Genomic DNA, 23,369 nt, shown 5'->3' on the forward strand with positions numbered 1-23,369 from the left:
GTTGCCTTAACGCCTCTGCTGATCCAGCTCCAAAAGTCTCGCCGCATAACGCCTGCCCACCGTGTCCGGAGCGAATCCGCCCAGCGTCGCGCCTCGCTCGCCCCTGCCCGCCCGGGCGCTCGCCCGGTTTCTCAGCGCCTGCACGGCATCAGGCTGAGAAGGCTCGCCCCAGAAGTTGTCCGCGCCTTCGAGGTAGTCCGCTGCGCCGGTTGCCACCACCGCGCAGGGAATGAGTTCGACCCCGGCGACGCCCGTGCAGAAATCCCGGTTGCCGCCCGCCGCAGAGGCCACCACGTCCAGTCCCAGCAGCAGGGCTTCGGCGATACCGCGGCCGAAACCCTCGGCCCGGTGCAGGGAAGCGAAGCAGTCGCAGGCGGCATAGAGCGCCAGGACGTCATCCTTGGCGAGCACCTGGTCGATCAGCACGATGCGTTCGTCGGCGGCGGCGAGCGCCTGCAGCTCCATCCAGGCGGCTGGCTCCTTGTCGGCCCTCATGCATTTCACCACCAGGCCGACCGTCTGATCCTCGCGCGCGAAGGCCGCCTGGAAGGCGCTGATGACGGCAACGGGATTCTTGCGGCGGAACGAAGAGCCGCCATCGAAGGAAAAGACGAAGTAGTAACGCCCTGGCACCAGGTCGAAACGCCGGCGCAGCAGCTCTTGCGGCTCAGTGGGGGCTACCTGCACGGCCATGGGCATCAGGCAGATCGGCACCACCGCGGTAGCTGACAGGGCCGTCTCGGTATAGCGGCTCGACGCCCAGACCTCGTCGACCAGGGCGAAGCTATGCGCCCAGGCCGCCGGCCAGCGCTGCAGCTCCCAGGGCCAGTAGCCGATGGTGTAGCGGCCGGCCAGGAGGCCGCTGCCCTGCTCCAGATAGACCCGGGCGTGTTCGAGGGCGGTCAGGCAGAAGAGGTTGTAGCGATAGCGCGGCGCCGCGGCGACCCAGGCGGCCACGCTCCGGTCCCCCTCGTCCACCCCTGGACTCACATTGAGGATGACGAAGGGAATGCCCGCCGCCTCGAGGGCGCGCGCGGCCATGCGCAGGTCCTCGCCGATACCCAGCTCGCCGTAGGCGTAGCCGATCAGGTTGACGCCGAACGGCTGGAGCTCGCTTCCGCTGCGCGCGGGCCAGGCCAGGCGATTTGCCCCCAGCAGCGCATCCAGCGCGGTTTCCTGCCGGCCATTCGAGCTCAGCCACTGTCTGTAGCCGGTCCGGCCCGGTGCGGTGGTCAGGTCGAAGGCCTGCTGCAGATCGCCGCGCGTCCCATGGAGTAGGCGGGCGAAGCGGGTATCTTCGATGGCTGCCGCATCCAGCAGAAAGGTCTTCTGCCAGAAGGGGATCTCCAAGCACCCCGGCGCCAATTCCCGAAAGCCACCGCCAAAGAAGAACCAGGCCAATGCCGCTCGCTGTGCCTGCTCGTCCTCCAGGCGGGTGGACAGACCCAGGTCATCACGCAGCTGGATCAGGGCCAGGATCAGGCGCGACACGCCACCCGACCAGGCGGTCGCCGGCAGGGATGCGGGTCCGGAAAGTTCGGCCCAGAAGTCATCCAGTTCCCGTAGCGCGGCATACTCCCGGCTGCCCGAGGTGATCAGCCAGCCCAGGTAGGCGCCACGGGCCGCGTCGTCGTCGAGGGGAAACCGCGGCTGTAGATCGAGTGGCCGCACCTGCCAGATCAGCAGGAACAGCCGATGGAAGGCAGCCACGCCGGCCACCGCCAGACGCGCGATAGGCACCCGGTAGTAGTCACTGCCGCGCAGGGCCTGCGGGCCTTCCTGCCAGTACTCGGCCAAATCGCCGCTCATGTCCGGTCCGGCGCCAGGTCGAGACCGCCGTAGGGTCCCAGGGCCCAGTCTTGGTTCAGCGAGGGGCTGTAGAAACGATCCGTCAGCTGCTGGGTCGAGTAGGTTTCGTAGAGGGCGCGCTGCTCGCGCTGGGCGCGAGCGGCCTTGTCGGCGGAGCTGTCCTTGCCGCGCGTGGCCGACTCGGCGTGGAGCAATTCGGCAAAGGGGGTCCAGAGTACCTTCAGGCCCAGTGCATCGATGCGCAGGCACAGGTCGACATCGTTGAAGGCCACCGGATAGCGCTGGGCATCCATGCCGTCGAGACCGAGGTAGAGATCGCGCCGCATCAGCAGACAGGCCGTGGTACAGGCGCTCTGCTGACGGGTCAGCTGATTGAGGCCCAGATAGCCGGGATCCTCGCGCAGCCAGTGGTTGCCGGTATGGGCGGCCAGGCCGTTGATGCCGACCACCACGCCGCCGTGCTGCACCATCCCGTTGCGCCACAGCAGCTTGGCGCCAACGGCCCCGACCTCGGGCCTGGCCGCCAGACTGACCATCTCGCGCAACCAGTCCGGGTGCAGCACCTCGATGTCGTTGTTGATGAAACCCACGTATTCCCCGGTCGCCAGCGCCACCCCCCGGTTGTTGAGGGTGGCGTAGTTGAACGGATAGGGATGCGCCAGCACCTTCACGCCGCGGGCCTGCAACGCCTGAAGGTAGTCCAGCGTCGCCGGATCGTCGCTGCCGTTGTCGATGACGATGACTTCGAGGGCGGGATAGTCGGTGGCCTCCAGCAGGCCTTCCAGGCAGGCCTGCAAGAGGCTGAAGGCGTTGCGAGTAGGCACGATCAGACTGACCCTGGGCAGCCGTTCGGGCAGCGCCCAGTGGGCGCGCAGCGCGCCCGGCAGCTGCGTCTGACGACTCAGATGGCTACCCGGACGCAGTCGCTCCAGCAGCCCGTTGAGGCGCTCCAGGCGCTCGGGTTTCTGACGGTCGCACTCGGCGGGCGTCGCCGGACAGAGGGCGCTGCGATGGCTGAGCACCTGCGCGACCCGCGCCACCGGCAGCTCGGCGCGCAGGGTCGCCCAGATCAGCGCGGCGACGACCGCCTCACGGTCATGCGGTGCCTTCGCCGTGCGCTCCAGGGCGTCCAGCGCCGCAAGGATGACCGCGCGGCCGAACAGAGCGGTCTCGGTAAACAGATCCGTCCCCAGATAGAGATCGAGATCCCAGCTGGGCTTGAACCAGGGATTGCCGCGACTGCCGTCCGGCTGGTCCTGGTCACAATCGGCGAACGCCCAGGCCGCCGGCAACTCGTCCTGGCGGCCCAGCAAGGCCAGCGCCAGCTGATCCAGCGTCTGGGGCCGCAAGCGCGAGCTGAAGGGCAGCAACAGGACCCCGTCCGCCCCCTCGTCGATCAGCTGCCGCAGCGACTCGGCAAAATCGGCCGTGGCGACCCGCTGACCGCTTGGCGCCAGACGCTGTGCCTGCAGGCTGTCCAGGCAGGCCTGGCGTTCATAGTCCGGTGCTTCGCCATAGAGCAGCACGGCGATCCGTTGGTCCGCTACCTGCTCGGGAAAGGCCGGCGGACGCTGGTGCAGGGCGAACCACTGGGGATAGTGGCCAAAGCCGGCACTGCGCGGACAACGTTGAGCGTAGTCCTGGGCCAGGCGCATGGCGAGTTCACGCAGCTCGGGCGCGGCCTGCTCCGGCCAGCCGGCGGCCAGCAGGGCGCCAAGGCCTTCGGCCCGGCAGCAGACGAGGATGGGGCTACCGGCCAACGGCCGGCCCTGCGGGTCTTCGATATGGACTTCGTGGCGCCCGCCATCAGCCAGCGTCCAGGGTAGCTCCAGCCGGAAACCGTGATCGGCGTCGGGACGATAGCTGAGGGCGGGGTGCCAGAGATTAGCGCGACCGCGGGCCACGATCCGATCGGCCAGCCGCGCCCGCACCTCCAGGTGCGTCCCTGGCGTCTCCGCGGACCACAGCCAGCCGGTCACCGCCAACCCACCGCCGTACCAGACCTGGCTGCCAGGCGCGGTCGCCGCGACGGGTATTGCGCACGGCAACTCCAGGGGGTCGCCGACGCGGGGGCCACCGTTGGCTACCCGTACGACGATCTGGTGAGCGTCGGCCAGCCAGGCCTCGCGCAGCTGCAGAGCAAATCCGTGAAAGCCATCGCCAACGCAAGGCCCGTTCTGATACTCGTCGGCGCGTACCAAGGCCACGCTGGCTCCATCGACGAGCACTTCGAGGGCGAGCCTGAGGTCCGGCTGGGCGAGGTCGCAGGCCCAGCCCTGGAGCACGCCTCCGTACAAACCCTCGATACGTCCTTCGACGATGGCAGAGCCGGACCGAGCAAAATCATTCATGGAGAAAACCGAGAGGAAAGACTTCGTTCAACACGGCCGCCAGCGCTGGCGGCAGTGCACTGAGGCGCTGGGCGCCCGCCTCGTGGGCCACCCGGCCTGCCGGGGCGTGCAAGACCAGCCCGGCGGTACGGGCGCGCTCGGGGGCCCACCAGGTGGTGGTCGGGGCCTGCTCCAGACTGAGGACGAGGGTGCATCCCGCCAGCGCTGGCAGCCGCTGCGGCGCGATGCCGGGGACCTCGGGAAGCATCCGGACATTGCCAATGGCCAACAGCGCCGTCGTCCAGGGTGAGGAATCGCCGAGCAGGAACCGGCACTTCAGGCCACGCCGCCGACAGCGTCGCAAGACCACCAGCCAGCGCTGCGCCAGGCCCGGTGCCTGCAGAGGATCGCCGATCAGCACATTGCCCAGCTCCGTCCGCGGCAGGGCCGACCCGGCCCTGGGCGCGGCCAGCTGGATAACCGGTACTGCCGGACAGCGCAGGTGCAGGGAAGCCGTCAGGGTCGCATAGGGCGTCAGTAGTGCCCTGGCCCGCTGCAGGAACAGCGCAGCGGATTCCAGCAAGGGCGAGGCAAAGTCATCGCTGCCCTGTACCTCATGGGGAATGTTCAACTGCAGGGGCAGCGCCCGCAGCGCATCGGGGCAGTCCGCGGCCTGCAGATAGCGCAACCGGGCCGGAGCCAGCTGCCCCAGATCCTCCAGCAGCAGCTCGGCCTGGGCGGGCAAGCGATAGTCCAGCAGCACAGGCAAGCCGTAGCCATGTAGGCGTAGCTCGATGAGCAACTGGCCGTCGTGCTGCCGATGGGCCAGGGTGCAAGCCGGCGCCTCCCCGCCCGCTAACGCCAGCCGTGCGAAATGGCTGGCCGGCGCGACCTGGGCAATGATGCCCGCCGTCGCGATCCGGGGGCCGAGCAAGACCAGGCGCGCGCGCTGCAGACGATCTCGATAGGACCGCAGTGGATCCTGCTGGCGGTAGCGCTCGAAGGCGCGATCAGCTGCGGGATAGCGCTCGCGCAGCAGCGCATTGTTGAAGGCGACCCGCGCCAGTTTCTCCTGGCCGAAGGAGACCCCACCCTGGTGACCGACGAAGACCCGATGGGCCGCCAGATGCCGCCAGCCACGCTCGCGGGCACGCAGGCACCAGTCGGTCTCTTCGCCATAGCCCCGCTGGAGATGGAGTTCATCGAGCAGGCCGACATCGTCCAGCGCGGAGCGTCTGATATAGAGGCAGAAGCCACAGCCCACCTCGACCTCGGGCGCCGGCTCGTTGCTCGCTGCCGCCTGGGTGTTGAGGATCTCCAGCTCGTCCGCTGTCGGCAGCGGATAGCCCTCGCAAGGGGCCGGAAAGCTCAGCAGCTCACCGTTGTTGCTGAACGGCGTGGCGGTCGCGGCGTCCGGGCGCTCCTGGACCGTCTCGCGCAAGAGGTCCAGCCAGGCTCCGGCGACCAGGGTATCGGCGTTGAGCCAGACCACGTCACGCTGGCCGTGTAGCGTCATGCCGCGATTCATGTTCCTGATGAAGCCCAGGTTGACCGGGCGCCGGTGCAGCTCGATGTCACCCGCCGCGGCCAGGGCCTCCAGCGCCTGGATAAGATGCGCATCCCGGCTGGCATCATCGAGCACGACCAGCTGCATGGGCGTGCGATTGGCCGCACGGCTGCGCAGGACACTCTCGATACAGGCCAGGGCAGCCGTCCGCCCCTCATAGACCGGTATCAGCACATCGACGACCGGATCAGGCGACTGCCCGGACGGGATCGCGGGGGTCGGGACGCTCAAGACGCCAGTGGCCAGGGGACTACCACTCAGGTCCTGGCCGTCGGGCCACTGCAGCCGCAGGCTTGCGACATCCTCGGTCAGCTGCAGACGAAAGCCGCCATGGGTACCGGCATTGCCCGCCTCCGCCAGGAGCGGACAGGATTGTCTGGCGATCAGAAGGCTCGGCGCTTGCCCCTCCAGCGTCAGAGTCAACCGGGGGGACTGTCGAGGGCGGCGGGTATCCAGAGCCCAGCCGTGGATCTCCCGGCGCAGCGGATCGAATTCCACCTGCCCCCAGCAGCCCGGCGGCAGATGTGCGAGCAGCAGACCCAATTCGGCGGCACTGCCGGCATAGGGCAATTCGGCCGCCAGCTGTTCATTCTTGAATCCTGGCAAGGCGATCAGGGCGCGCAGGCGCAGGAGACGGACCGCGGTGGTCATGCGTGCGGGATTGGCCGGCGCCGACAGCAGGTCGAAGGCAGTCTGGTGTTCACCCTTCGCCAGCAGCACATGGCCCAGCAGGGCCCAGACCTCGCCCTGAGGCCCGAGCCGGGTAGCCGCCTCGGCCAAGGCCAGGAAGGCATCTTCCAGCCGGCCTTGCTGCAAGGCCTCCAGCCCTTCGGATACCAGGGCAACCGGACGTTGTTCGGTGACTCGTAGGGCCAGCGCGAGGCGCTCGGCGGCGATCCCCAGGCAGCCGGTCTGCCGGAGCGCCTGATAGTCCTCCATGAGCGATGCAGAGCTCAAGATCGAAACTCCCGTGCAAGGACCCGCGCCAACGACAGAGGACCTCCGGCTGCGCGCCGGAGGTCCGTCGTCGGGGGTGAGGCGTCAGACCTGGCCGGCGATGACCAGCACCCCGGTGTCGTGATTCTGGGCCTCTGTCGAGCCCACGATGCTCACCACCACCGAGGCCCGCGAGGCCCCATCGGCGAGTGCACTCTCCCAGTACGCCAGACCCGCCGCATCGGCGCTGCGGCCGAGCATGTTCTGGTAGAGGGACTGGAGGAAGGTCGCGTCGGAGGCGCCGCCCATCTTGCTCTGGTACTCGCTGGAGCCCAGGAAGGCGTTGGCGATGGCCGTCACGTTGCCGCCATTGGCCGCGACATTGTCCAGCCAATAGTGCGTCCCCGCCTGATCGGCCTCACGGCCAAGCAGGGCCTCGTACAGCCGAATGGCGCTCGCCTCAGTTTCAGTGGAGGTCACCGTCAGGGAATTCTTGCCATCGGCGTCGGTAAAGAAGGTAACGTCCTTCGCCGTAACGACCCCAGGCGCAGTGCTGGACGTGCTGCTCAGAGTGACGGTGCCATCGCTGCCGACCTTGACCCCGTAGTCGGCCAGCTTGCCGTTCACCACCACGACGTCAAAACCCGCACCGCCGTCGACGGTGTCATGACCGTTGCCAGCATAGACCGTATCGTTGCCGGCACCGGTCTTGATGGTGTTAACCCCGCCATGGAGCACCACGGTATCACTGCCGCCCGCCAGGGTGATGGTGCCGTTGCCAGCCCCGCCATCGATGTAGGTATTCACGTTGTCGGTGACCGTGATCGTGTTGCCACCGGTACCACCGACGATGACGCGATCGAAATCGGCGGTATTGACCGGTGCGTCCTTGATGACCTGTGCGGATTGCGCGGTCTGGGCCGAGGCGCCGAAGGTCACGGTAACGGTAGCCTGGGTATCGAACACGAAGGCATGGGCATTGGCCAGCGCGTTCGGGATGTTCAGGGTCACCTGGCTACCGCTGGAGCCCAGGTTGTTGAGCAGGACCAGCTGCGGTGCGACGGCTTCGCCGTTGCTGTTGTGGACGGTATTGACGGTGCTGCCGTCGTAGTTGGTCACGGCGACCTTGGCGCTGGCACTGGTCGAGCTGTTCAGACCCAGTACCGAGGAGATGGCCGCCAGGGTATTGGAGCTCAGCGACGTGGAGGTCAGGGAATTCTGAACGGATTGAGCGCTGACGGGCTGATCGTATTGCATGGTTAAGTCTCCTGAAGCGCTTCTTCACGAAAGGCGCACATCGAACGGTGGGGGTCATGACCATCCCAGGGAGACTGGTAGCAGCAAGCGTTCATCTCGACGCCAGGGTTGATCGATACGTGCAGCGCGGTCAGGAAGGCATTCGCCGGGGCAACGCACTCCTCACCGGGCAAAAGGGGTTGCGGCGCCAAACCGGCGAAACCGGCCCAGGCCTCGAGCCGATAGTCGGCCCGGCGCGGACCGACCAGGGCAAGGGCGATCGCGGTGATGGGTAGCTGCTTATTCGAGGCGCCGAGAAACTGGCCGGTAGTGACCGCTGGCTGCAGCACGCCGGCAATCTGGCAGCCATAGGCGAGATCGACCCCTGCGGGGCGTCCGGGCCAATCGATGCGGAAGCCTTCCAGGCGTTGAGTTCGCGCAGGGTCGCCCAGGGTCGTGGCGTGAACGCTCGAGACGCCCTCGGCGAAGTGTCCGGTCAGCTCGAGTGCAACGGTCGCTGCCCGGGCCCCGGGCTGTCCGATGTCGGCATTTCCGGATGTTGGGCGCAGGATCGACTCGGAGGTGTCGATGCGATCGATCCGCAGGTCGACGGTCTGCAGGCTGACTCCTTGCAGCTGATACTCGGTGATCAGCAGCGTCCCGCAGCCGTTCTTCACCCGAATGATCAAGGTGTCGCCCAGCTGCGCCAGCGTGTTGCGAACCACGCTTTCGCCAGGGAAGAAATCGACGGTGCTCTTGCCGATCAGGGTCGGTTGCAGGCTGATCAGGCAGGGGCGCTCGGCATCGTGCAAGGAGGCATAGCGCGCGATGTACAGGCCCGGCTCCAGGCTCAACAAGCGAGTTTTGAAGGTGAATTCCTTCAGATCCTGCACCTGATTAGCCTCGCTACGGTTATGGTCATTAACGCTCAGGGCGCTAAGATCACCCAAAAAGTGTGACAGACATCGCATTTATTGTGATAAACCGATCAGCGGGCAAAAAGGGGCTACAGACGGCTCGTTTCCCGGACGCACCAGCACTCTACTTCAGCAAGAAGCCCGAAATAGAGCGGTATAGACAGACTAAAAAATTGTGACTTAATGTGTCTGATTCACGCGGAACACTCCATTGCGGCTACTCGGAAAACCCGATCGCGCACAGGGTGGAACGAAGAAGTAGAAACAGGTGGACCTAACGCGAGATGACGCCTGAGCCAAGCCAGGCGCGGCGCGTAGGCGCCCAGGCAGAGGCAGGGAGAGATCCGGCAGCCGTGCCGGTTGAGTCGCAACCAGGGTATCGGTGCTTCGAGGCCGACACCCTGGTTGCCGCTGCGAGAGGTTTCAGCCGCGCTCGGCGTCTTCCGGCTTGAGTCCGGTCTTGCGCGTCTCGTCGGGCTTGGGCACGGTCAGCCAGGCATTGATGCGCTGGATGTCGGCATCCTTGAAGTCACCGCTCCAGCGCAGCAGGACCAGCTGGTTGGTGATGAAATCGTATTGCGCGCGCAGATAGTCGCGCCGGGCGCTGTACTCCTGGCGCACCGCATTCAGCACGTCAACCGCGGTAGCCGCGCCGAAGGAGAAGGACTTCTCGCTCGCCTCGCGCGCCTTGACCGCCGAGTTCAGCGCATTGCGCGACGACTCGATCTTGCTCAGGCTGGCAAAGCTCTTCAGGTAGGCGGTCTTGGTTTCCTTGACCACCTGGCGGCGCACCGCTTCGTAGTCTTCTTCAGCCGATTCCTGGGAACCATACAGACTGCGCGTCCGGGCACTCACCGAACCACCGCTGTAGATCGGAATCTGCAGATTGAGGCTGGCCGAGTAGGTATCGACGACGTCCGCGGCGATGACGTTCTCGTAGGCGAAGTCACTGCGTTGCGCACCGAATTGCAGACTCAGGGTAGGCAGATGGCCGGCCTTGGCCTCGCTAACGGCATACTCGGCCGAATTCAGGGCTTCCTGCTTGGCCTGCAACGCCGGGTTGTGATTGATGGCCGACTGCACCCAGTCGGTTTCCGTACCCGGCAACGCGGTGAAGAGGGTGCGGTCATCGATGCGCTTGAAGGGCTGGTAGATATCGCGCCCGACCAGCTCGGCCAGGGCTTCGCGCGTCACCTGGATCTGGTTCTTGGCTTCGATTTCCGCGGTCTTCAGGCTGTCCACGCGCGCGGACAGCTGCAGCTTGTCGGTGATGGTCGCCAGCTGCCGGTCGAACAGCGCCGAGACGCTGTCGAGGTTGCGCTGGGTCGCCTGGCGCTCGGCGGTGGCCAGTTCCAGTTCATCCTCGGCCGCCAGAGCGGCGAAGTAGCGCTGGACCACATCCGCGGCGGACTGGATGCGGGTGTCTTCGGCCAGCGAGCGATATTGCTTGGTGAGCTCACTGTACTTCTTGAAGCCACGCCAGGCGGCTGGGTTGTAGATCGCCTGGGTCAGGCTCAGGTTGTAGGTCTGGCCGTCGTAGAACAGCGTCTGGGGGCCTTCGGTGCGCTTGATACGGCTGGTGGAGGCGCCACCGCTCAGCTGCGGCAGCATCTGGCCGAAGGCACCGTCCTGCTGCCCCTGACTGGCCTTGACCTGGGCATCCGCGCCGCCGATGCGGGGATCGGATTCCATGGTCTTCTGGTACAGCTGCCAGAGATCCAGGTAGGCGGCCGGCTCATGGGTGGCGACAGGCGCCGCCTGACCCAGCAGCGGCAGGGCCAGACCCAGGGCGAGAAGCAGTCGGGCGGGCTTGAACATCGCCTTACTCCTCGATCATCGAACGCGCCATGGCATTGCGCGCCGGCTTGAGCAGATAGTTGAGCAGGGTACGGGCGCCGGTGTTGATCAGCACCTCGGCTGGCATGCCCGGCACCAGCTCGCGACGGCCCAGGTCGGCCCGGCCCTTGTCGGTCAGGGTCACGCGTGCCAGGTAGTAGGGCGCACCGGTCCGCTCGTTGGTGAAGCGGTCAGCGGAGATATAGACGACTTCGCCTTCCAGGATGGGGGTGGTGGCGTTCTTGAAGGCGCTGAAGCGCACTTCGGCCAGCTTGCCCAGTTCGATACGGTCGATATCGTTCGGCTGCACCTCGACCTCGACCAGCAGGTCGGCGCCGAGCGGCACGATGTCCAGCAGGTGGGTACCGGGTGCCACGACGCCGCCGATGGTATGCACCGCCAGGCCCATGACCATGCCGTCCACCGGCGCCTTGATCACCGTCCGATTCACCGTGTCCTGCAAGGCCCCTACCCGCTCGCGCAATTCATAGATGCGCGACTGGGTCTCGGCCAGCTTGTTGGCCACGTCGGATTTGAATTTCTGGGTGGTCTGCAGGATCTGCAGCTTGGTTTCACCCATCTGCACCTTGGCGCGGGCGATGGCAGATTGCTGATCGGCGATCTCGGCCTGCAGGCGCGAGAGGTTGCGTTCCTGGTCGCGCAGGCGCTCGTTGTTGACGTAGCCCTGCTTGAGCAGCTCGCTCAGGTCCTTGATCTCGCTGCCATAGGACTGCGACAGACCCTGCTTGCTCTGGATGACCGCCGAGAAGCCGCGGATCTGCTGCTCGAGCTCGGCGCTCTTGTTCTTGAGGACGTCGATTTCTCCCAGACGCGCATTGCGCTGGGCCAGGAAAATCTGCCGTTCGCTGTTGCGGGCTTCCTGGACGCGCTTGTCATCCTCAGGGAAGTCGCTGGTGCCAAAGGTCACGTCGTTGCGATCGTCGCGCTCGGCGATCAGCCGCGCTTCCAGTGCCTGGGAGGCGATCAGCTGGCTGCGCGCCGCTTCGAGCTGGGCACGGGCCTGGGTATCGTCCAGACGCATCAGGGTATCGCCGGCCTTGACGTGGTCACCGTCGTGGACCATCAGCTCCTTGACGATGCCGCCTTCCAGATGCTGCACGGTCTTGCGTGAGCTCTTGATGGTCAGATAGCCCTGGGCGAGCACGGCGCTGTCGAGCGGGGCCAGGCCGGCCCAGAGACCGCCCAGACCGAAGACGACGATCAGGATGATATAGCCCAGTCGACGGACCGGCTTGTCGGAAACCTTCAGGCCTTCGGCCTCGGCTTCAGCGAGATACTGGGTATTCATCAGGCCATACCTCCCGATTGCTCAGTGCTGCCATCGGTTCTGGGCAGGGACTCGGTTTCAGCGGCGGCCACGGGCGTTGCCGCGGGGCGGCCCTGCAATTGCGCCAGGACCTGATCACGCTGGCCGGACATGACGATCTGGCCGTCGTTCATCACGATGAGGTTGTCGACGTAGGCCAGGACGCTGACGCGGTGGGTCACGATGAACAGCGTCGCGCCCGTCTGCTTGAGGCGCAGTAGCGCAGCCCCCAGGGCCTTCTCGCCCGCCTCGTCGAGGTTGGAGTTGGGTTCGTCCAGCACCACCAGGCGCGGATTGCCATAGACGGCACGGGCCAGGCCGATGCGCTGACGCTGACCACCGGAAAGGGCACCGCTGTTGGCGCCGATGATGGTGTCGTAGCCCTGGGGCAGGCGCAGGATCATCTCGTGCACGCCAGCCAGTTCGGCGGCCTCGACCACGGCCTTGGCATCCACCTGGCCGAAACGGGCGATGTTGTCGCTGATGCTGCCGTCGAACAGTTCGATGTCCTGGGGCAGGTAGCCAATGTACGGACCGAGTTCTTCGCGCTTCCATTGGGCGATGTCAGCGCCATCCAGGCGCACCTTGCCGCTCTGCGCCGGCCAGATGCCCAGCAGCGCCCGCGCCAGGGTCGACTTGCCCGCCGCGCTGGCACCGAGAATGCCGACCGAGGCACCCGCGGTGACGTTGAACGAGATGCCCTTGAGGATCGGCTGGAAGGCGCCAGGCGGCGTCAGGATCAGTTGCTCGACCGAGATATTGCCCTTGGGCGCCGGCAGCGACATGCGCGGCGGCTCGGCCTGCACGTTGCGCATCATCTCGTTGAGGCGGGCGTACTGGCCACGGGCGGAAATGAAGCCTTTCCAGCTGCCGATCATCAGATCGATAGGCGCCAGAGCACGGCCCAGCAGCAGGGAACCGGCGGTCATCAGACCGGGGGTGATCTGGTGATCGATCACCAGCCAGGCACCCAGACCAAGGATCAGCGACTGCAGCACCATGCGCAGGGTCTTGGACAGGTTGGTCAGGGCGCCGCCGTGCTCGCTGGCACGTGCCTGCAGGGCCAGGACATTGGTGTTGCGCTTGCGCCACTGCTTGAACAGGCTGGGCATCATGCCCATCGAGGCCACCACCTCGGCGTTACGCAGATTCTTGCTGGTGAACTGGGTCGCCCGGGCGTTTTCCTGGTTGGCTTCGGCCAGCCGCTTGCCGGTCAGCTTCTCGTTAGCATAGGCCAAGAGGATCAACAGGATCGCACCAAGCACGGTGAGGGCGCCGAACAATGGATGGAAGAAGTACATCACCGCGATGTAGATCGGCAGCCAGGGGGCATCGAAGAAGGCGAACAGGCCCTGCCCGGTCAGAAACTGGCGCAGGCCGGTCAGGTCATTCAACGGTTGCGCCGAGGCCTGGGCGCCGCCGGTGTAGAGCGCCTGCTTGAAGCTGGCGTCATAGAGGCGCTCGTTGAGCACCAGATCCAGGCGGGTGGAAACCCGCACCAGGATGCGCGAACGGATCCATTCCAGGGCGCCGTAGGTCGCCATCAGCAGCAGCATGATCAGGGTGAGCATCACCAGCGTGGTGATGCTGCTGCTGCTCAGGACGCGGTCGTAGACCTGCAGCATGTAGAAGGAAGGGACAAGCAGCAGCAGGTTGATGAAGAGGCTGAAAAAGCCGACCGTTAGAAAGCTGCCCTTGCAGGCAATCAACGCCTGCTCGAGATCTGTCTTGGGTTTGGATTGCATGCAGATACCAGCGGGGACAAGAAGGAACAAAACCGCAGGGTGCGGACTCTATCACAGGTTTTTCAGGGGTGTTCCCCCTACCCGCGGAGCCCGCGATCCTACCCGATGACCGGAGCCAGAGCCTTAAGCCTGTCTTACGTCCGGGGTTTCCACGGCATCGCTGGCCGGCAGATGGCGCTGCTGCAGGATGCCCTGGCGGGTGCGCTCCACCAGCTGCAGCGAGGCGTCGCGCCAACCGACCCAGGCCCAGTCCTGCAGCGGGCGTGCGGACGGGAAGGTACCTTCGGCTTCGTAGCGCTCCACCTGCGCGGCCAGGGAGGCCGGATCCTGCAGCTGGAAATAGGCCATGAAATCCCCGCCTACCTCGCGGAACACGGGAATGTCGCTGGCCATGGCCGGCAGGCCGCGCTGCATGGCCTCCACCAGCGGCAGACCGAAGCCTTCTACATAGGAGGGAAACACCAGGGCCCGGGCATTGGCATAGGCGTATTCCAGGCTGGTGTCATTGGCGCCATTGAACATGAATAGCCGGCGCTTGTATTCCGGGTGGATCTTGATGCGCTCGATCAGCGCCTCGGTCTTCCAGCCCACCTTGCCGATGATGCACAGGCGCACATCGGCGCCCCTGGCCCAGAGCAGGTCGAAGGCGTCGAGCAGATAGGCGTGGTTCTTGCGCGGCTCGATGGTGCTGACCATCAGGTACACCGGGGTCTTGCCGTCGAACAGGCGCTTGACCTCCGGATCGCAGGCCGCACCACTGCCATTCAGGTCGAGCTCCGAGCCCAGCTGGAAGTAGCCGTGCCACTGGCGCTCGGCCGCGGCGCCGCGGCGCCGGCGCAATTCCGCCTCGACTTCCTGGCTGATGGTCTGGGAGATGGCCATGAAGCCGTCCGCGGTGCGGGCGATCCAGTCGAACCACTCATCGAAAACCTTGACCAGGTGGTTGTCGCAGAACTGCGGATGGGTGAGCGGGATCAGGTCGTACATGACCGAGACGATGCCCACGCCACGCGCCTTGAGCGATTCGGCGAGCTTGAAGAAATCGGCGTGCCAGGAGGAGTCCAGCAGCACCAGCTGGTCGCCGGGCTCGATGTCCAGCGGGGTGGCGCGCTCGGGCTCTTCACCCGCCTTATAGTCCTGCTCGCGCAGGATGTTCAGCGGCCACTGGATGACCTGGCTGGTCGCGCGGCACGGCCAGTACCACAGGCGGCGCAGCAGCAGCGAGCGATCAGCGTAGGGCAGCTTCTGCTCGACACGATCGTGCCAGCGCCAGAAGCGATCCTGCAGACGATCCAGGCGGCCGATCCACTGGCGGCGACGGATCCGCCCCTCGTCCACCTCCAGCGGCTCCAGGCTGTTCACCCGGTAGAGCTGATCGTGCTTCATCATGACCGGAATGCACTCGACCGAGGGATCCAGGTGCGGCAGCTGCTTGATGACGTTACGCACCACCCGCTGGATACCGGAGTTGTCGGAAGGGTGTTCGTAGACGTAGGTGCATTCGATCAGTAGACGCATGGCAACTCGCAAATCCTCGCTAGGCCCGGGCAGGCCTGCCAGAGAAGGGCCGATGGAAGGCCGAAATGAAGGAGCGCCAACCGGAAAACTGCGGGGGCCGGCGTCTGGATCCGTAGGGCCAAAATTGGCGGGCGATTATAAGGCCCAGGGCACACAGCGCCCAGTCCGGTCGTCTCGACAGCGTCGGGGCCGGTCATAAAACTGCTACCAGACGTGGACTAATCGTGGTCAGCCCGGATAATGCCTGCCTTTCCGCCAGGGCTGCCCGGTCGGTTCAGAGCGCTGGAAAGGCATCCGGACCGATTCCCGCAGCAGAGTCGTCCCGACGCCCCTCCCCCACCCTCGTGTGAAGGGCGCGTTCAACCAGAGCTGTCGAGCAAACATGAAGGTCTTCGTTTCCATCAATGTTCTCAAGCCACCAATGACCGGCATTGGGCGCTATACGCTGCATTTGCTGGAGCAGCTCGTTGATCATCCCGCGGTGGAGGACATCAAGGCCTATGGTGACGACGGGCTCATGGACCGCGCCGCCTTGCGCACGAAGCTCCAGCGACTGGCTGAAGGCGAGGCGCCGTCGCCCAGCCGGCTACGCTACGGTCGGCTCCGACGGTGGCTCGGGTATCGTCCCTGGCTGCGCCGGCTCTATCGGGCACGGTTGAACAAGGCGTTCCGCCCTTGGGGTGCGCAGCTGGATGGCTACGTTTATTGGGAGCCCGGTTATTTCCTGCTGCCTTTCAAAGGTCCCAGCGTTGCCACGCTCTATGACCTTTCCCACCTTCGTCATCCAGAACTGCACCCCCCGGCTCGCATCGATGAAATGCGGCGTTTGATCCCACACACCATCGAGGCTTCCACTCGCCTGATCACGATCTCGGAATTCATCCGTAACGATCTGGTCGACACACTTCAGTTGAAAAAGCCTGTGGACCTGGTCAGCCCTGGTATCGCCACCGACTTCTTCAACATCACCGACGCCCAGCGGCAGGAATGCCGCCAGCACCTGGGCCTTCCGGAGCAGTTCATTCTTTCAGTGGCGACACTTGAGCCCCGTAAGAATCTCGCACGCCTGCTGCGAGCCTTCGAAAGCCTGCCCCCTGCCCTACGCCAGCGATATCCATTGGTCCTGGCAGGTGCACCCGGCTGGCAGAATTCAGAGTTGGCCGAGCTGATGGACAAGTTGCAAGGGGCAGGCGAGTTGTTGTTCCTCGGCTATGTCGATCAACGCCATATTCCCGCGCTCTATGCCAACGCGACCCTGTTGGCATACCCCTCGCTCTATGAGGGCTATGGCATGCCCATCGCTGAAGCCATGGCCGCCGGCTGTCCGGTCCTGACCTCCACCGTGAGTTCGATGCCTGAAGTTGCAGGAGACGCCGCGGTATTGGTCGATCCTCTGGATGAATCATCCATAGCAAAAGGCCTCAAGCGACTGCTCGAAGATTCGGAGCTGCGCAATCAACTAACCACGGCGGGCACTGTTCGTACACGAGAAATGACCTGGGCCAGTCGGGTCGAGGCTCTCGTTGCCAGCCTTACAGCGGCCGCGCTGTGAGCGCCTGTGCATAACCGGCAAAACCTATACGGGAGGGGTTGATGTCTGTTTCATTGAAGTCCAGTACCGCCTGGTACCTGCTGAGTTTCATCGCGCTGTCGGTTCTCTATTCCTGCTTCGCCACTCAGGTTCCGCTCAACTCCGATGCCGCATCGGCGCTGCTCGAAGCCCAGGATATTGCTGCCGGCAACGTGCTGCTGAGCGGCTGGAATCTGTCCACGGTCTCCTTCTATTTCACCGAAGTCCTACCGTACGCGGTGCTGATCAAGGTGTTCGGCTGGCACCTGAGCTGGGCCTATATCGTCCCCGGGATGCTGTTCGCGGCCGTGGTGGTGGTCGCGGCCCATCTCATCGTGCGCAAGCGCGGTATCTCGGGGCTACCGCCTTTGGTGATCGTCGCCGCACCCGGCTTTTTCGCCAGCAATCTGCTGCTGGTTCCCTGCATCCACATGGGCGCCTATTTGGCGACCTTGCTGGCCTGGTGGCTGGTGGAGACCTACGAGGAGTGCCAGGGTCGTTGGCGTCTGGCTCTGCTGACCCTGTTGCTGGGCCTCGTGCTCTTCAGTGACGACATCGTTCGCTACGTTCTGCTGCTGCCCCTGCTCGCCGCCGTCCTGATCAAGGCGCGCCACAACCCGAAGCTGTGGTGGATCATTGCCAGCTGCGTCGTGGCGGTGCTCCTGTCCAAGCTTCTGGCCCTGGTGGTCAAGGCCGCAGGCGGCTTCACCACGCCCGGCTTACCACCGTTGAGATTCGCAAGCTACGCCGCCCTGTGGCAAAACCTTGAACTGACTCTGCAAGGCGTTCTGGCGTTTTTCGACGCTGAGTTCTTTGATCAACGGATCTTTTCGCGCGGCGGCCTGAGCAAGGCCTTCCATGCCGCGATGGCCTTTGGTTTCTTCGGCGCGCTCTACTGGATCGCCAGGCAACGCCGGGCACTGGATACGCTGAGCATCGGCTGCCTGCTAGGCGCGGCCATTTTGCTGGGCGCCTATGTGCTGAGCAATCTGCCGGTGAACCTGATGACTACGCGTTATATGGTCCCGGTGTTCATCCTCGGCTCTATCGTCCTAGGACGTCATCTCCTGGTTGAACGCAGGGTGGTCGTCCTGGGCAGCGGTGTTGCCCTTGCCTATGCAGCCACCATTCTGGCCATACCGAAGTGGGACTACACGACGCCCAACCGCAGCTTTCCGCTTGCCCAGGTATTGCTCAAGCACAACCTGCAGGACGGTTATGCAACGTTCTGGAATGCTAGTGTCAACGCGGTCGTTTCAGACGCCGAAATATCACCGATCATTATCGATGCCGAAGGGGCTAAACCCTTCGACTGGCTATCAAAGTCCGAATGGCACCATAACGGCGGCAGTTTTCTAATCTGCGATACCGAGCAGCAGGTCATCTATGCCATTCGCCAACTTGGCGTGCCGGAACACCAGGAAAGGGTCGATGGCAAATTCCTGCTGATCTGGAAGGGTCCGGTCAGCCTCCAGCGGCCCTGACGAAACCACAATGCGCCGAAGAAGATCGCAACACGGCGATCAGCCGTGCGGTATGTCTTTGGCGCGCCTCGGCCGTCAGGTGATAGTTGGTATCGAAGAAGTCATCCGCCGGGTACATGAAATCCAGCGGACGCCCCAGATACATCAAACCATGCGCGCGGGCCGCTGCAGGAAGGTCCTCATAAAAAGCCCGCTCGACCGGATCGTCATGGTAAGCCGGGCGATCAAGCATGGCAGGCGGTACGAACACAGCGCAGCCACCGGCCTTTTCCACCTCCTGGGCGAAGGTCTGCCAGAGCTTCCAGCTGCCACTCAGCGCGGTGGCCTGAGCACCGTAATGCTGGACCGCTGAGTGAAGCGCGCCGGCGAACAGCTCAGGACTGCGCTCCTCATGCCGGCTCAGCGTCTGGTCGCCGCGATCATCCAGATGCTGCGCACCGTAGAGTCCGGCCACCTGAAAGCCTGCCGGCACGCCGCGATAGCCCTGTATCACGCGCTCCAGCGGCGTCATCGCCAAGAGCTTGGCCAGTCGCCAGGGGTTCAGGCCATAGGTCACCGGATGACTCAGCCAGTATTCCAGGTAGACCTGATTCACTTCGAAGCGATCGTGATAGAGCGGGTATTCCAGCGGCAGCAGTACCCAGTCCCCAGGCTTTACCGCCTGACGTGCGTAGATCAGTAGGTAGGGACTCAGGATGCCGGCATTGACCCCTAGGTTCACCACAGGCCGGCCGAAGGCCTGCTCGAGTTGAGGTGAATCGATGCCGAACATGGCCCCCGATCCCGCGACCACCAACAGTTTGGGCACCTGCACATTCGCCGCGCGGGCCAGCTTCTTGGCATAGGCGCCTTCGACCCAAAGGTTGTTGACGAAGGGCCGGCCGAGCTGGCCTGCGACTAGCGCGACCCAGGCAGTACCAAAGCACAGGCAGCCGATGAATACCCCCAGGAAAAAGCGTCTGGTACGTCGCATGATGATCGCTAGAAGTTGAAGTAGAGAAAGGCCCGATCAGGACGGGCGAGCATCGCCTTGGTTACCAGCAGTACCAAGATGGCGCAAACCAGACCCCGCCAGACTGACGACAACCGCAGGGCGATGGTGAACGCGCGGGGCGCCACCACGCATACGCCCAGCAGCAGGGGTACTGCCAGCCAGAGCGAATGATCGAGATGCAGGGCAGATGCTTCCACCAGCAACACACCCAGCCCAGGCAGACTCGGCCAGCTCCACTGCCCAAGGGCGGTGAACAAGGTTAGGGTATGCGTGACGTCACTGGCCCGGAAAGGGATCCAGGCAAGCATCACCACCACCAGCGTCAAGGCCCAGGCCAAGGGCTGCGGAAGGCGCCAGGGCGAAAGCCAGCGCCAGGCATGATTCAGACAGAGCAACGTGCCGTGCGCGGCGCCCCACAGGATGAATTGCCAGCCAGCGCCGTGCCAGAGCCCACCCAGGAGCATGGTGATCAGCAGGCTAAGCCACTGCCGCCCCCGACCATGGCGGCTACCGCCCAGTGGGATGTAGAGGTAATCCCGCAGAAAGCGGGACAGCGAAATATGCCAGCGCCGCCAGAACTCGATGATCGAACGGCTGCGATAGGGAGAGCGGAAGTTGATGGGCAAGCGAATCCCGAACATCAGCCCCAGACCCACCGCCATGTCGGCATAGCCGGAGAAGTCGAAATACAGTTGCAGACCATAGCTCAAGGCGGCTAGCACAACCTGGGGCGCCGCCGGCTGGGCCAGGTTGAACAGGCCATCTACCCCAGGCGCCAGGCTATCGGCGAGCAATACCTTTTTGGCAAGCCCCAGTACGAACAGCGTTGCGCCGAGTTGCCAATGCCAGGGGCGAGTAGCGAAACCGCGCTCGATCTGCGGTAGCAGGCTGCTCGGGCGGCAGATGGGGCCCGCGATCAGGTGCGGAAAGAAACTCACGCACAACATGAAGTCGCACAGCCGGCCCGGCGCCGCCAGCCGGCCGCGATAGAGATCCACCTGCCAGGCGATCTGCTGGAAGGTGTAGAAGGAAATGGCCAGCGGCAGTACCCATTGGCCAGGCAGGCTCAGCCCTGCCATGCCGGCGAAGAAGCCCAGGTACTTGTAGTAGGCCAGCAGCCCCAGATTAAACACCAGGGCCCAGATCAACCAGCGTCGGCTGCGCTGTCGCCATACCTGCACGCCCAGCCCGTAGTTGACCAGCATGGAGGCCAGTAGCAGAAAGAGGTAGCGCCAGTCCCAGAAGGCATAGAACAGCCAGGAGGCTCCCAGGAGAAAGAAGACTGCGCTCTGCCGCCCCAGCCGGCGCACCCCTAGAAAGCCCAGGAAGGCGAGCGGCAGAAAGACCAGCAGGAAAGCGAAAGAGCTGAAGACCATGGCGAGAGTGGCAGCAGTTGGACGAGGGCTGGACAGCGCTGGCGTGAAGCCGGGCACTCTAGCATGAAGCCAAGGCGGCCAGGCGTCAGGGAGCCAGGCCAAACCGCATGTTAGACTTCGCGCCCCTCAGGCAGCCGTGGCGCAGGATCCGCATGCGTGTCCTCCATGTATTCAAGACCTACCTCCCCGATACCCATGGCGGTATCGAGCAGGTAATACGCCAGATGTGCGGCGCGACGCGCAAGCTGGGGGTGAGCAATCGGATCCTGACCCTTAGCGAACAGCCCTCCCCTGAATGCATCGAGGTCGAGGGCATTCCGGTGCAGCGGGTGCGCCAAGACGCCAACATCGCGTCCACCGGCCTGTCCCGGGCGGCCTTCGGGGCCTTCGCCCGGGCAGCGCGCGACAGCGACGTTATCCACTATCACTTCCCCTGGCCGTTCATGGACGTCCTGCAACTGGCGGTCCGGCCGGGCAAGCCCTATGTGGTCAGCTACCACTCCGATATCGTCAAGCAACGCCATCTGCTGCAACTCTATCGCCCTCTGCAGCACCACTTCCTGAGTCGCGCCAGCCGGATCATCGTGGCCACTGAGCCCTATAGACGAAGCAGCCAGGAGTTGCGCGGACTGGAGGCGCACACCGAGGTCATTCCCTATGGCCTCGATGAAGCCAGTTACCCCGAACCTTCCCAGGCCTGCCTGGCGCAGTGGCGCCAGCGCCTGGGTCTGCGCTTCCTGCTCTTTGTCGGCGTGCTGCGCTATTACAAGGGCCTGCACCTGCTACTTGACGCCCTGGCCGGCCTGGACATGCCGCTGGCCATCGTCGGCGACGGGCCGGAACGGGCCGCGCTGGAAGCCCAGGCGCACCGTCTGGGCCTGCGCAACTGCCACTTCCTTGGACGCCTGCCGGAAGAAGACGTGGCGGCGCTCTACAACCTCGCCGAGACCTTTGTCTTTCCTTCGCATCTGCGTTCGGAGGCCTTCGGCATGGCCCTGCTGGAGGCGGCCATGTACGGCAAGCCGCTGATCAGCTGCGCCATAGGCTCGGGCATGAGCGAGATCAACCGGCACGAGCAGACCGGTCTCGATGTGGCGCCCACCTCTGCAGCGATCCGGGAAGCCCTGTTGCGGCTGTGGCAGGCACCTGAGGAGCGGGCCCGTTTCGGCGCTGCCGCGCGCGCTCATTTCGAGCGGCACTTCCAGGCGGATCAACTGGGCCGACGACTCGCGACGGTCTATGCGCAGATAGCCCCCGATGCCACCAGCCCAGGTACGGCAGACGGCTACAGACACCCTCGGTAGACTTTGCCGTTCAATTCATTCTGCCGCGTCCCCGGAGGTCACCTACCCCAATGTCCCTGATGCAGATGCTTAATGACGACCGGCTCAGACCGCTGCGTTTCATTCTAGTGGGTGGCCTTGCCACCCTGGTCCATATCCTGGTCGCTGGCTCGCTGTTGGCGCTCTTCGAGCTGCAGCCCTACGTGGCCAACCTCGTCGCCTTTCTGGTGGCTTTCGGCGTGTCCTACTGCGGTCACCGCTACCTGACCTTTGCTCGCCAAGGCTCGATCCTGCGCTTCTTCGTCGTGGCTATCGCCGGCTTCGCGCTCAACAATCTGCTTCTGACGGGTCTGCTCGCCCTGGGACTGTCCGCGTTCCTGGCGATCGTCGTGGCCACCGCACTGGTCCCCGTCTTCAGCTATCTGGCTTCTTCGCTTTGGGCTTTCCGATGAAAACGACGCCGCAGCTTTCCCTGGTTGTTCCGGTCTACAACGAAGAATTGGCCATTGGCCTGTTCTACGACGCGGTCTGCCATCATCCCGAGCTCAGCCAGCTGTCGCTGGAGCTGGTCTTCATCAACGATGGCAGCCGTGATGCCACAGCGCAGCAGCTCGACCTGCTGCAAGCCCGTGACGAGCGCGTCGTGGTGCTGCATCTTTCCCGTAACTTCGGCAAGGAAGCGGCGCTCTTCGCCGGCATCGAGCACGCGCGGGGGGATGCCGTGGTCCCCATCGACGTGGATCTGCAGGATCCCCTGGATGTCGTGCCGCGCCTGCTGGCGCAGTGGCACGACGGTGCCGACGTGGTCTTGGCCAAGCGTGTCGACCGTAGCAGCGACACGACCTTGAAGCGTTTCACCGCCGAATGCTTCTATCGCCTGCACAACCGGATCACCCATACCCCCATCGAGGAGAATGTCGGTGACTTCCGCCTGATGAGTCGCGAGGTGGTGGAAGCGATCAAGGAGATGCCCGAGCGCAATCTCTTCATGAAGGGCATCCTGTCCTGGGTCGGTTTCGAGACGCGCATCGTCGAATACCAGCGTGCCGAACGCAGCGCCGGTACCAGCAAGTTCAACGGCTGGAAGTTGTGGAACCTGGCTCTGGAAGGCATCACGTCCTTCAGCACCCTCCCCTTGCGGCTGTGGACCTATCTGGGCGGCGCCGTGGCGTTGTTCGCCCTGGCCTATGCCGCTCTGATGGTTTTCGAGAAGTTGCTGTATGGCAATCCGGTACCCGGCTATCCCTCGCTGATGACCGCCATCCTCTTTATCGGCGGCGTGCAGTTGATCGGCATCGGCGTGCTGGGCGAGTACATCGGCCGCATCTACATCGAGAGCAAGCGCCGGCCACGCTATGTGATCAAACGCGAACAGAAGCCCCGCGGTACTGCGGAGCAATCGGTGACCGAAAAAGAAATATCGCGTTGAATGCAGGCGCCC

The 23,369-nt window shown here is 64.5% G+C and carries 16 protein-coding genes; 5 read left to right on the forward strand and 11 right to left on the reverse strand.

Annotated elements, in window-relative coordinates:
* Positions 1 to 6: 6 nt before the first annotated feature.
* The 9 genes from FEZ61_RS18475 to FEZ61_RS18515 all read right to left on the reverse strand — a co-directional run bounded on the left by FEZ61_RS18475 (position 7) and on the right by FEZ61_RS18515 (position 15,221).
* On the reverse strand, positions 7 to 1,809 hold the full coding sequence (locus FEZ61_RS18475; protein WP_173149883.1) for a glycosyltransferase: 1,803 nt from the start codon (positions 1,807 to 1,809) through the stop codon (positions 7 to 9).
* The gene (locus FEZ61_RS18480; protein ID WP_242455192.1) at positions 1,806 to 4,160 is read right to left on the reverse strand and encodes a glycosyltransferase; all 2,355 of its coding nucleotides are present in this window, start codon (positions 4,158 to 4,160) and stop codon (positions 1,806 to 1,808) included. The genes FEZ61_RS18475 and FEZ61_RS18480 overlap by 4 nt, the downstream gene beginning before the upstream one ends.
* Positions 4,153 to 6,663: a glycosyltransferase gene (locus tag FEZ61_RS18485; protein WP_173149885.1), complete on the reverse strand. Its 2,511-nt coding sequence runs from the start codon at positions 6,661 to 6,663 to the stop codon at positions 4,153 to 4,155. The genes FEZ61_RS18480 and FEZ61_RS18485 overlap by 8 nt, the downstream gene beginning before the upstream one ends.
* 84 nt (positions 6,664 to 6,747) lie before the next feature.
* Entirely contained in the window at positions 6,748 to 7,899 is a 1,152-nt protein-coding gene (locus FEZ61_RS18490; RefSeq protein WP_173149887.1) for a DUF4214 domain-containing protein, read from the reverse strand.
* A gap of 2 nt (positions 7,900 to 7,901) precedes the next feature.
* Positions 7,902 to 8,771 (reverse strand): cell wall-binding repeat 2 family protein, encoded by an 870-nt coding sequence (locus FEZ61_RS18495; protein ID WP_346342869.1) that lies wholly within the window; start codon positions 8,769 to 8,771, stop codon positions 7,902 to 7,904.
* Positions 8,772 to 9,218: 447 nt separating this feature from the next.
* Positions 9,219 to 10,613, reverse strand: a complete 1,395-nt coding sequence (locus FEZ61_RS18500; RefSeq protein ID WP_173149889.1) for a TolC family outer membrane protein — start codon at positions 10,611 to 10,613, stop codon at positions 9,219 to 9,221.
* Positions 10,614 to 10,617: 4 nt separating this feature from the next.
* Complete coding sequence (locus FEZ61_RS18505; RefSeq protein ID WP_173149891.1) at positions 10,618 to 11,940, reverse strand: HlyD family type I secretion periplasmic adaptor subunit; 1,323 nt, start codon at positions 11,938 to 11,940, stop codon at positions 10,618 to 10,620.
* On the reverse strand, positions 11,940 to 13,703 hold the full coding sequence (locus tag FEZ61_RS18510; protein WP_173149893.1) for a type I secretion system permease/ATPase: 1,764 nt from the start codon (positions 13,701 to 13,703) through the stop codon (positions 11,940 to 11,942). The genes FEZ61_RS18505 and FEZ61_RS18510 overlap by 1 nt, the downstream gene beginning before the upstream one ends.
* A gap of 123 nt (positions 13,704 to 13,826) precedes the next feature.
* Positions 13,827 to 15,221 carry a glycosyltransferase family 1 protein gene (locus tag FEZ61_RS18515; protein WP_173149895.1) on the reverse strand — a complete coding sequence of 465 codons (1,395 nt, stop codon included), beginning with the start codon at positions 15,219 to 15,221 and terminating at the stop codon, positions 13,827 to 13,829.
* Between the two features lie 382 nt (positions 15,222 to 15,603).
* Between FEZ61_RS18515 and FEZ61_RS18520 the strand changes: the two genes are divergently transcribed.
* A complete protein-coding gene (locus FEZ61_RS18520) occupies positions 15,604 to 16,773 on the forward strand; it encodes a glycosyltransferase family 1 protein (RefSeq protein WP_173149897.1) in 1,170 nt (389 codons plus the stop codon).
* 41 nt (positions 16,774 to 16,814) lie between these two features.
* A complete protein-coding gene (locus FEZ61_RS18525) occupies positions 16,815 to 18,275 on the forward strand; it encodes a hypothetical protein (RefSeq protein WP_173149899.1) in 1,461 nt (486 codons plus the stop codon).
* Here FEZ61_RS18525 and FEZ61_RS18530 read toward each other — a convergent pair.
* Positions 18,256 to 19,248: a hypothetical protein gene (locus FEZ61_RS18530; RefSeq protein ID WP_173149901.1), complete on the reverse strand. Its 993-nt coding sequence runs from the start codon at positions 19,246 to 19,248 to the stop codon at positions 18,256 to 18,258. The genes FEZ61_RS18525 and FEZ61_RS18530 overlap by 20 nt on opposite strands.
* 8 nt (positions 19,249 to 19,256) lie before the next feature.
* Positions 19,257 to 20,645 (reverse strand): MBOAT family protein, encoded by a 1,389-nt coding sequence (locus FEZ61_RS18535; RefSeq protein ID WP_173149903.1) that lies wholly within the window; start codon positions 20,643 to 20,645, stop codon positions 19,257 to 19,259.
* A gap of 152 nt (positions 20,646 to 20,797) precedes the next feature.
* Between FEZ61_RS18535 and FEZ61_RS18540 the strand changes: the two genes are divergently transcribed.
* The 3 genes from FEZ61_RS18540 to FEZ61_RS18550 are packed head-to-tail and all read left to right on the forward strand — an operon-like array spanning position 20,798 to position 23,357.
* Complete coding sequence (locus FEZ61_RS18540; RefSeq protein WP_173149905.1) at positions 20,798 to 21,949, forward strand: glycosyltransferase; 1,152 nt, start codon at positions 20,798 to 20,800, stop codon at positions 21,947 to 21,949.
* A gap of 50 nt (positions 21,950 to 21,999) precedes the next feature.
* The gene (locus FEZ61_RS18545; protein ID WP_017641629.1) at positions 22,000 to 22,380 is read left to right on the forward strand and encodes a GtrA family protein; all 381 of its coding nucleotides are present in this window, start codon (positions 22,000 to 22,002) and stop codon (positions 22,378 to 22,380) included.
* Positions 22,377 to 23,357 carry a glycosyltransferase family 2 protein gene (locus FEZ61_RS18550; protein WP_017641628.1) on the forward strand — a complete coding sequence of 327 codons (981 nt, stop codon included), beginning with the start codon at positions 22,377 to 22,379 and terminating at the stop codon, positions 23,355 to 23,357. Before FEZ61_RS18545 ends, FEZ61_RS18550 begins: the two co-directional genes overlap by 4 nt.
* Positions 23,358 to 23,369: the final 12 nt, after the last annotated feature.

This window comes from Pseudomonas sp. MS15a(2019), from assembly GCF_013277805.1.
Classification (GTDB): Bacteria; Pseudomonadota; Gammaproteobacteria; order Pseudomonadales; family Pseudomonadaceae; genus Chryseomonas; species Chryseomonas benzopyrenica.

What these genes read in the sequence shown, in the direction of transcription:
- FEZ61_RS18490 (WP_173149887.1), bottom strand. Translation starts at nt 7,899, where the DNA reads ATGCAATACGATCAGCCCGTCAGCGCTCAATCCGTTCAGAATTCCCTG.
- FEZ61_RS18545 (WP_017641629.1), top strand. Translation starts at nt 22,000, where the DNA reads ATGTCCCTGATGCAGATGCTTAATGACGACCGGCTCAGACCGCTGCGT.
- FEZ61_RS18540 (WP_173149905.1), top strand. Translation starts at nt 20,798, where the DNA reads ATGCGTGTCCTCCATGTATTCAAGACCTACCTCCCCGATACCCATGGC.
- FEZ61_RS18530 (WP_173149901.1), bottom strand. Translation starts at nt 19,248, where the DNA reads ATGCGACGTACCAGACGCTTTTTCCTGGGGGTATTCATCGGCTGCCTG.
- FEZ61_RS18510 (WP_173149893.1), bottom strand. Translation starts at nt 13,703, where the DNA reads ATGCAATCCAAACCCAAGACAGATCTCGAGCAGGCGTTGATTGCCTGC.
- FEZ61_RS18505 (WP_173149891.1), bottom strand. Translation starts at nt 11,940, where the DNA reads ATGAATACCCAGTATCTCGCTGAAGCCGAGGCCGAAGGCCTGAAGGTT.
- FEZ61_RS18520 (WP_173149897.1), top strand. Translation starts at nt 15,604, where the DNA reads ATGAAGGTCTTCGTTTCCATCAATGTTCTCAAGCCACCAATGACCGGC.
- FEZ61_RS18535 (WP_173149903.1), bottom strand. Translation starts at nt 20,645, where the DNA reads ATGGTCTTCAGCTCTTTCGCTTTCCTGCTGGTCTTTCTGCCGCTCGCC.
- FEZ61_RS18480 (WP_242455192.1), bottom strand. Translation starts at nt 4,160, where the DNA reads ATGAATGATTTTGCTCGGTCCGGCTCTGCCATCGTCGAAGGACGTATC.
- FEZ61_RS18525 (WP_173149899.1), top strand. Translation starts at nt 16,815, where the DNA reads ATGTCTGTTTCATTGAAGTCCAGTACCGCCTGGTACCTGCTGAGTTTC.
- FEZ61_RS18515 (WP_173149895.1), bottom strand. Translation starts at nt 15,221, where the DNA reads ATGCGTCTACTGATCGAATGCACCTACGTCTACGAACACCCTTCCGAC.
- FEZ61_RS18475 (WP_173149883.1), bottom strand. Translation starts at nt 1,809, where the DNA reads ATGAGCGGCGATTTGGCCGAGTACTGGCAGGAAGGCCCGCAGGCCCTG.
- FEZ61_RS18500 (WP_173149889.1), bottom strand. Translation starts at nt 10,613, where the DNA reads ATGTTCAAGCCCGCCCGACTGCTTCTCGCCCTGGGTCTGGCCCTGCCG.
- FEZ61_RS18550 (WP_017641628.1), top strand. Translation starts at nt 22,377, where the DNA reads ATGAAAACGACGCCGCAGCTTTCCCTGGTTGTTCCGGTCTACAACGAA.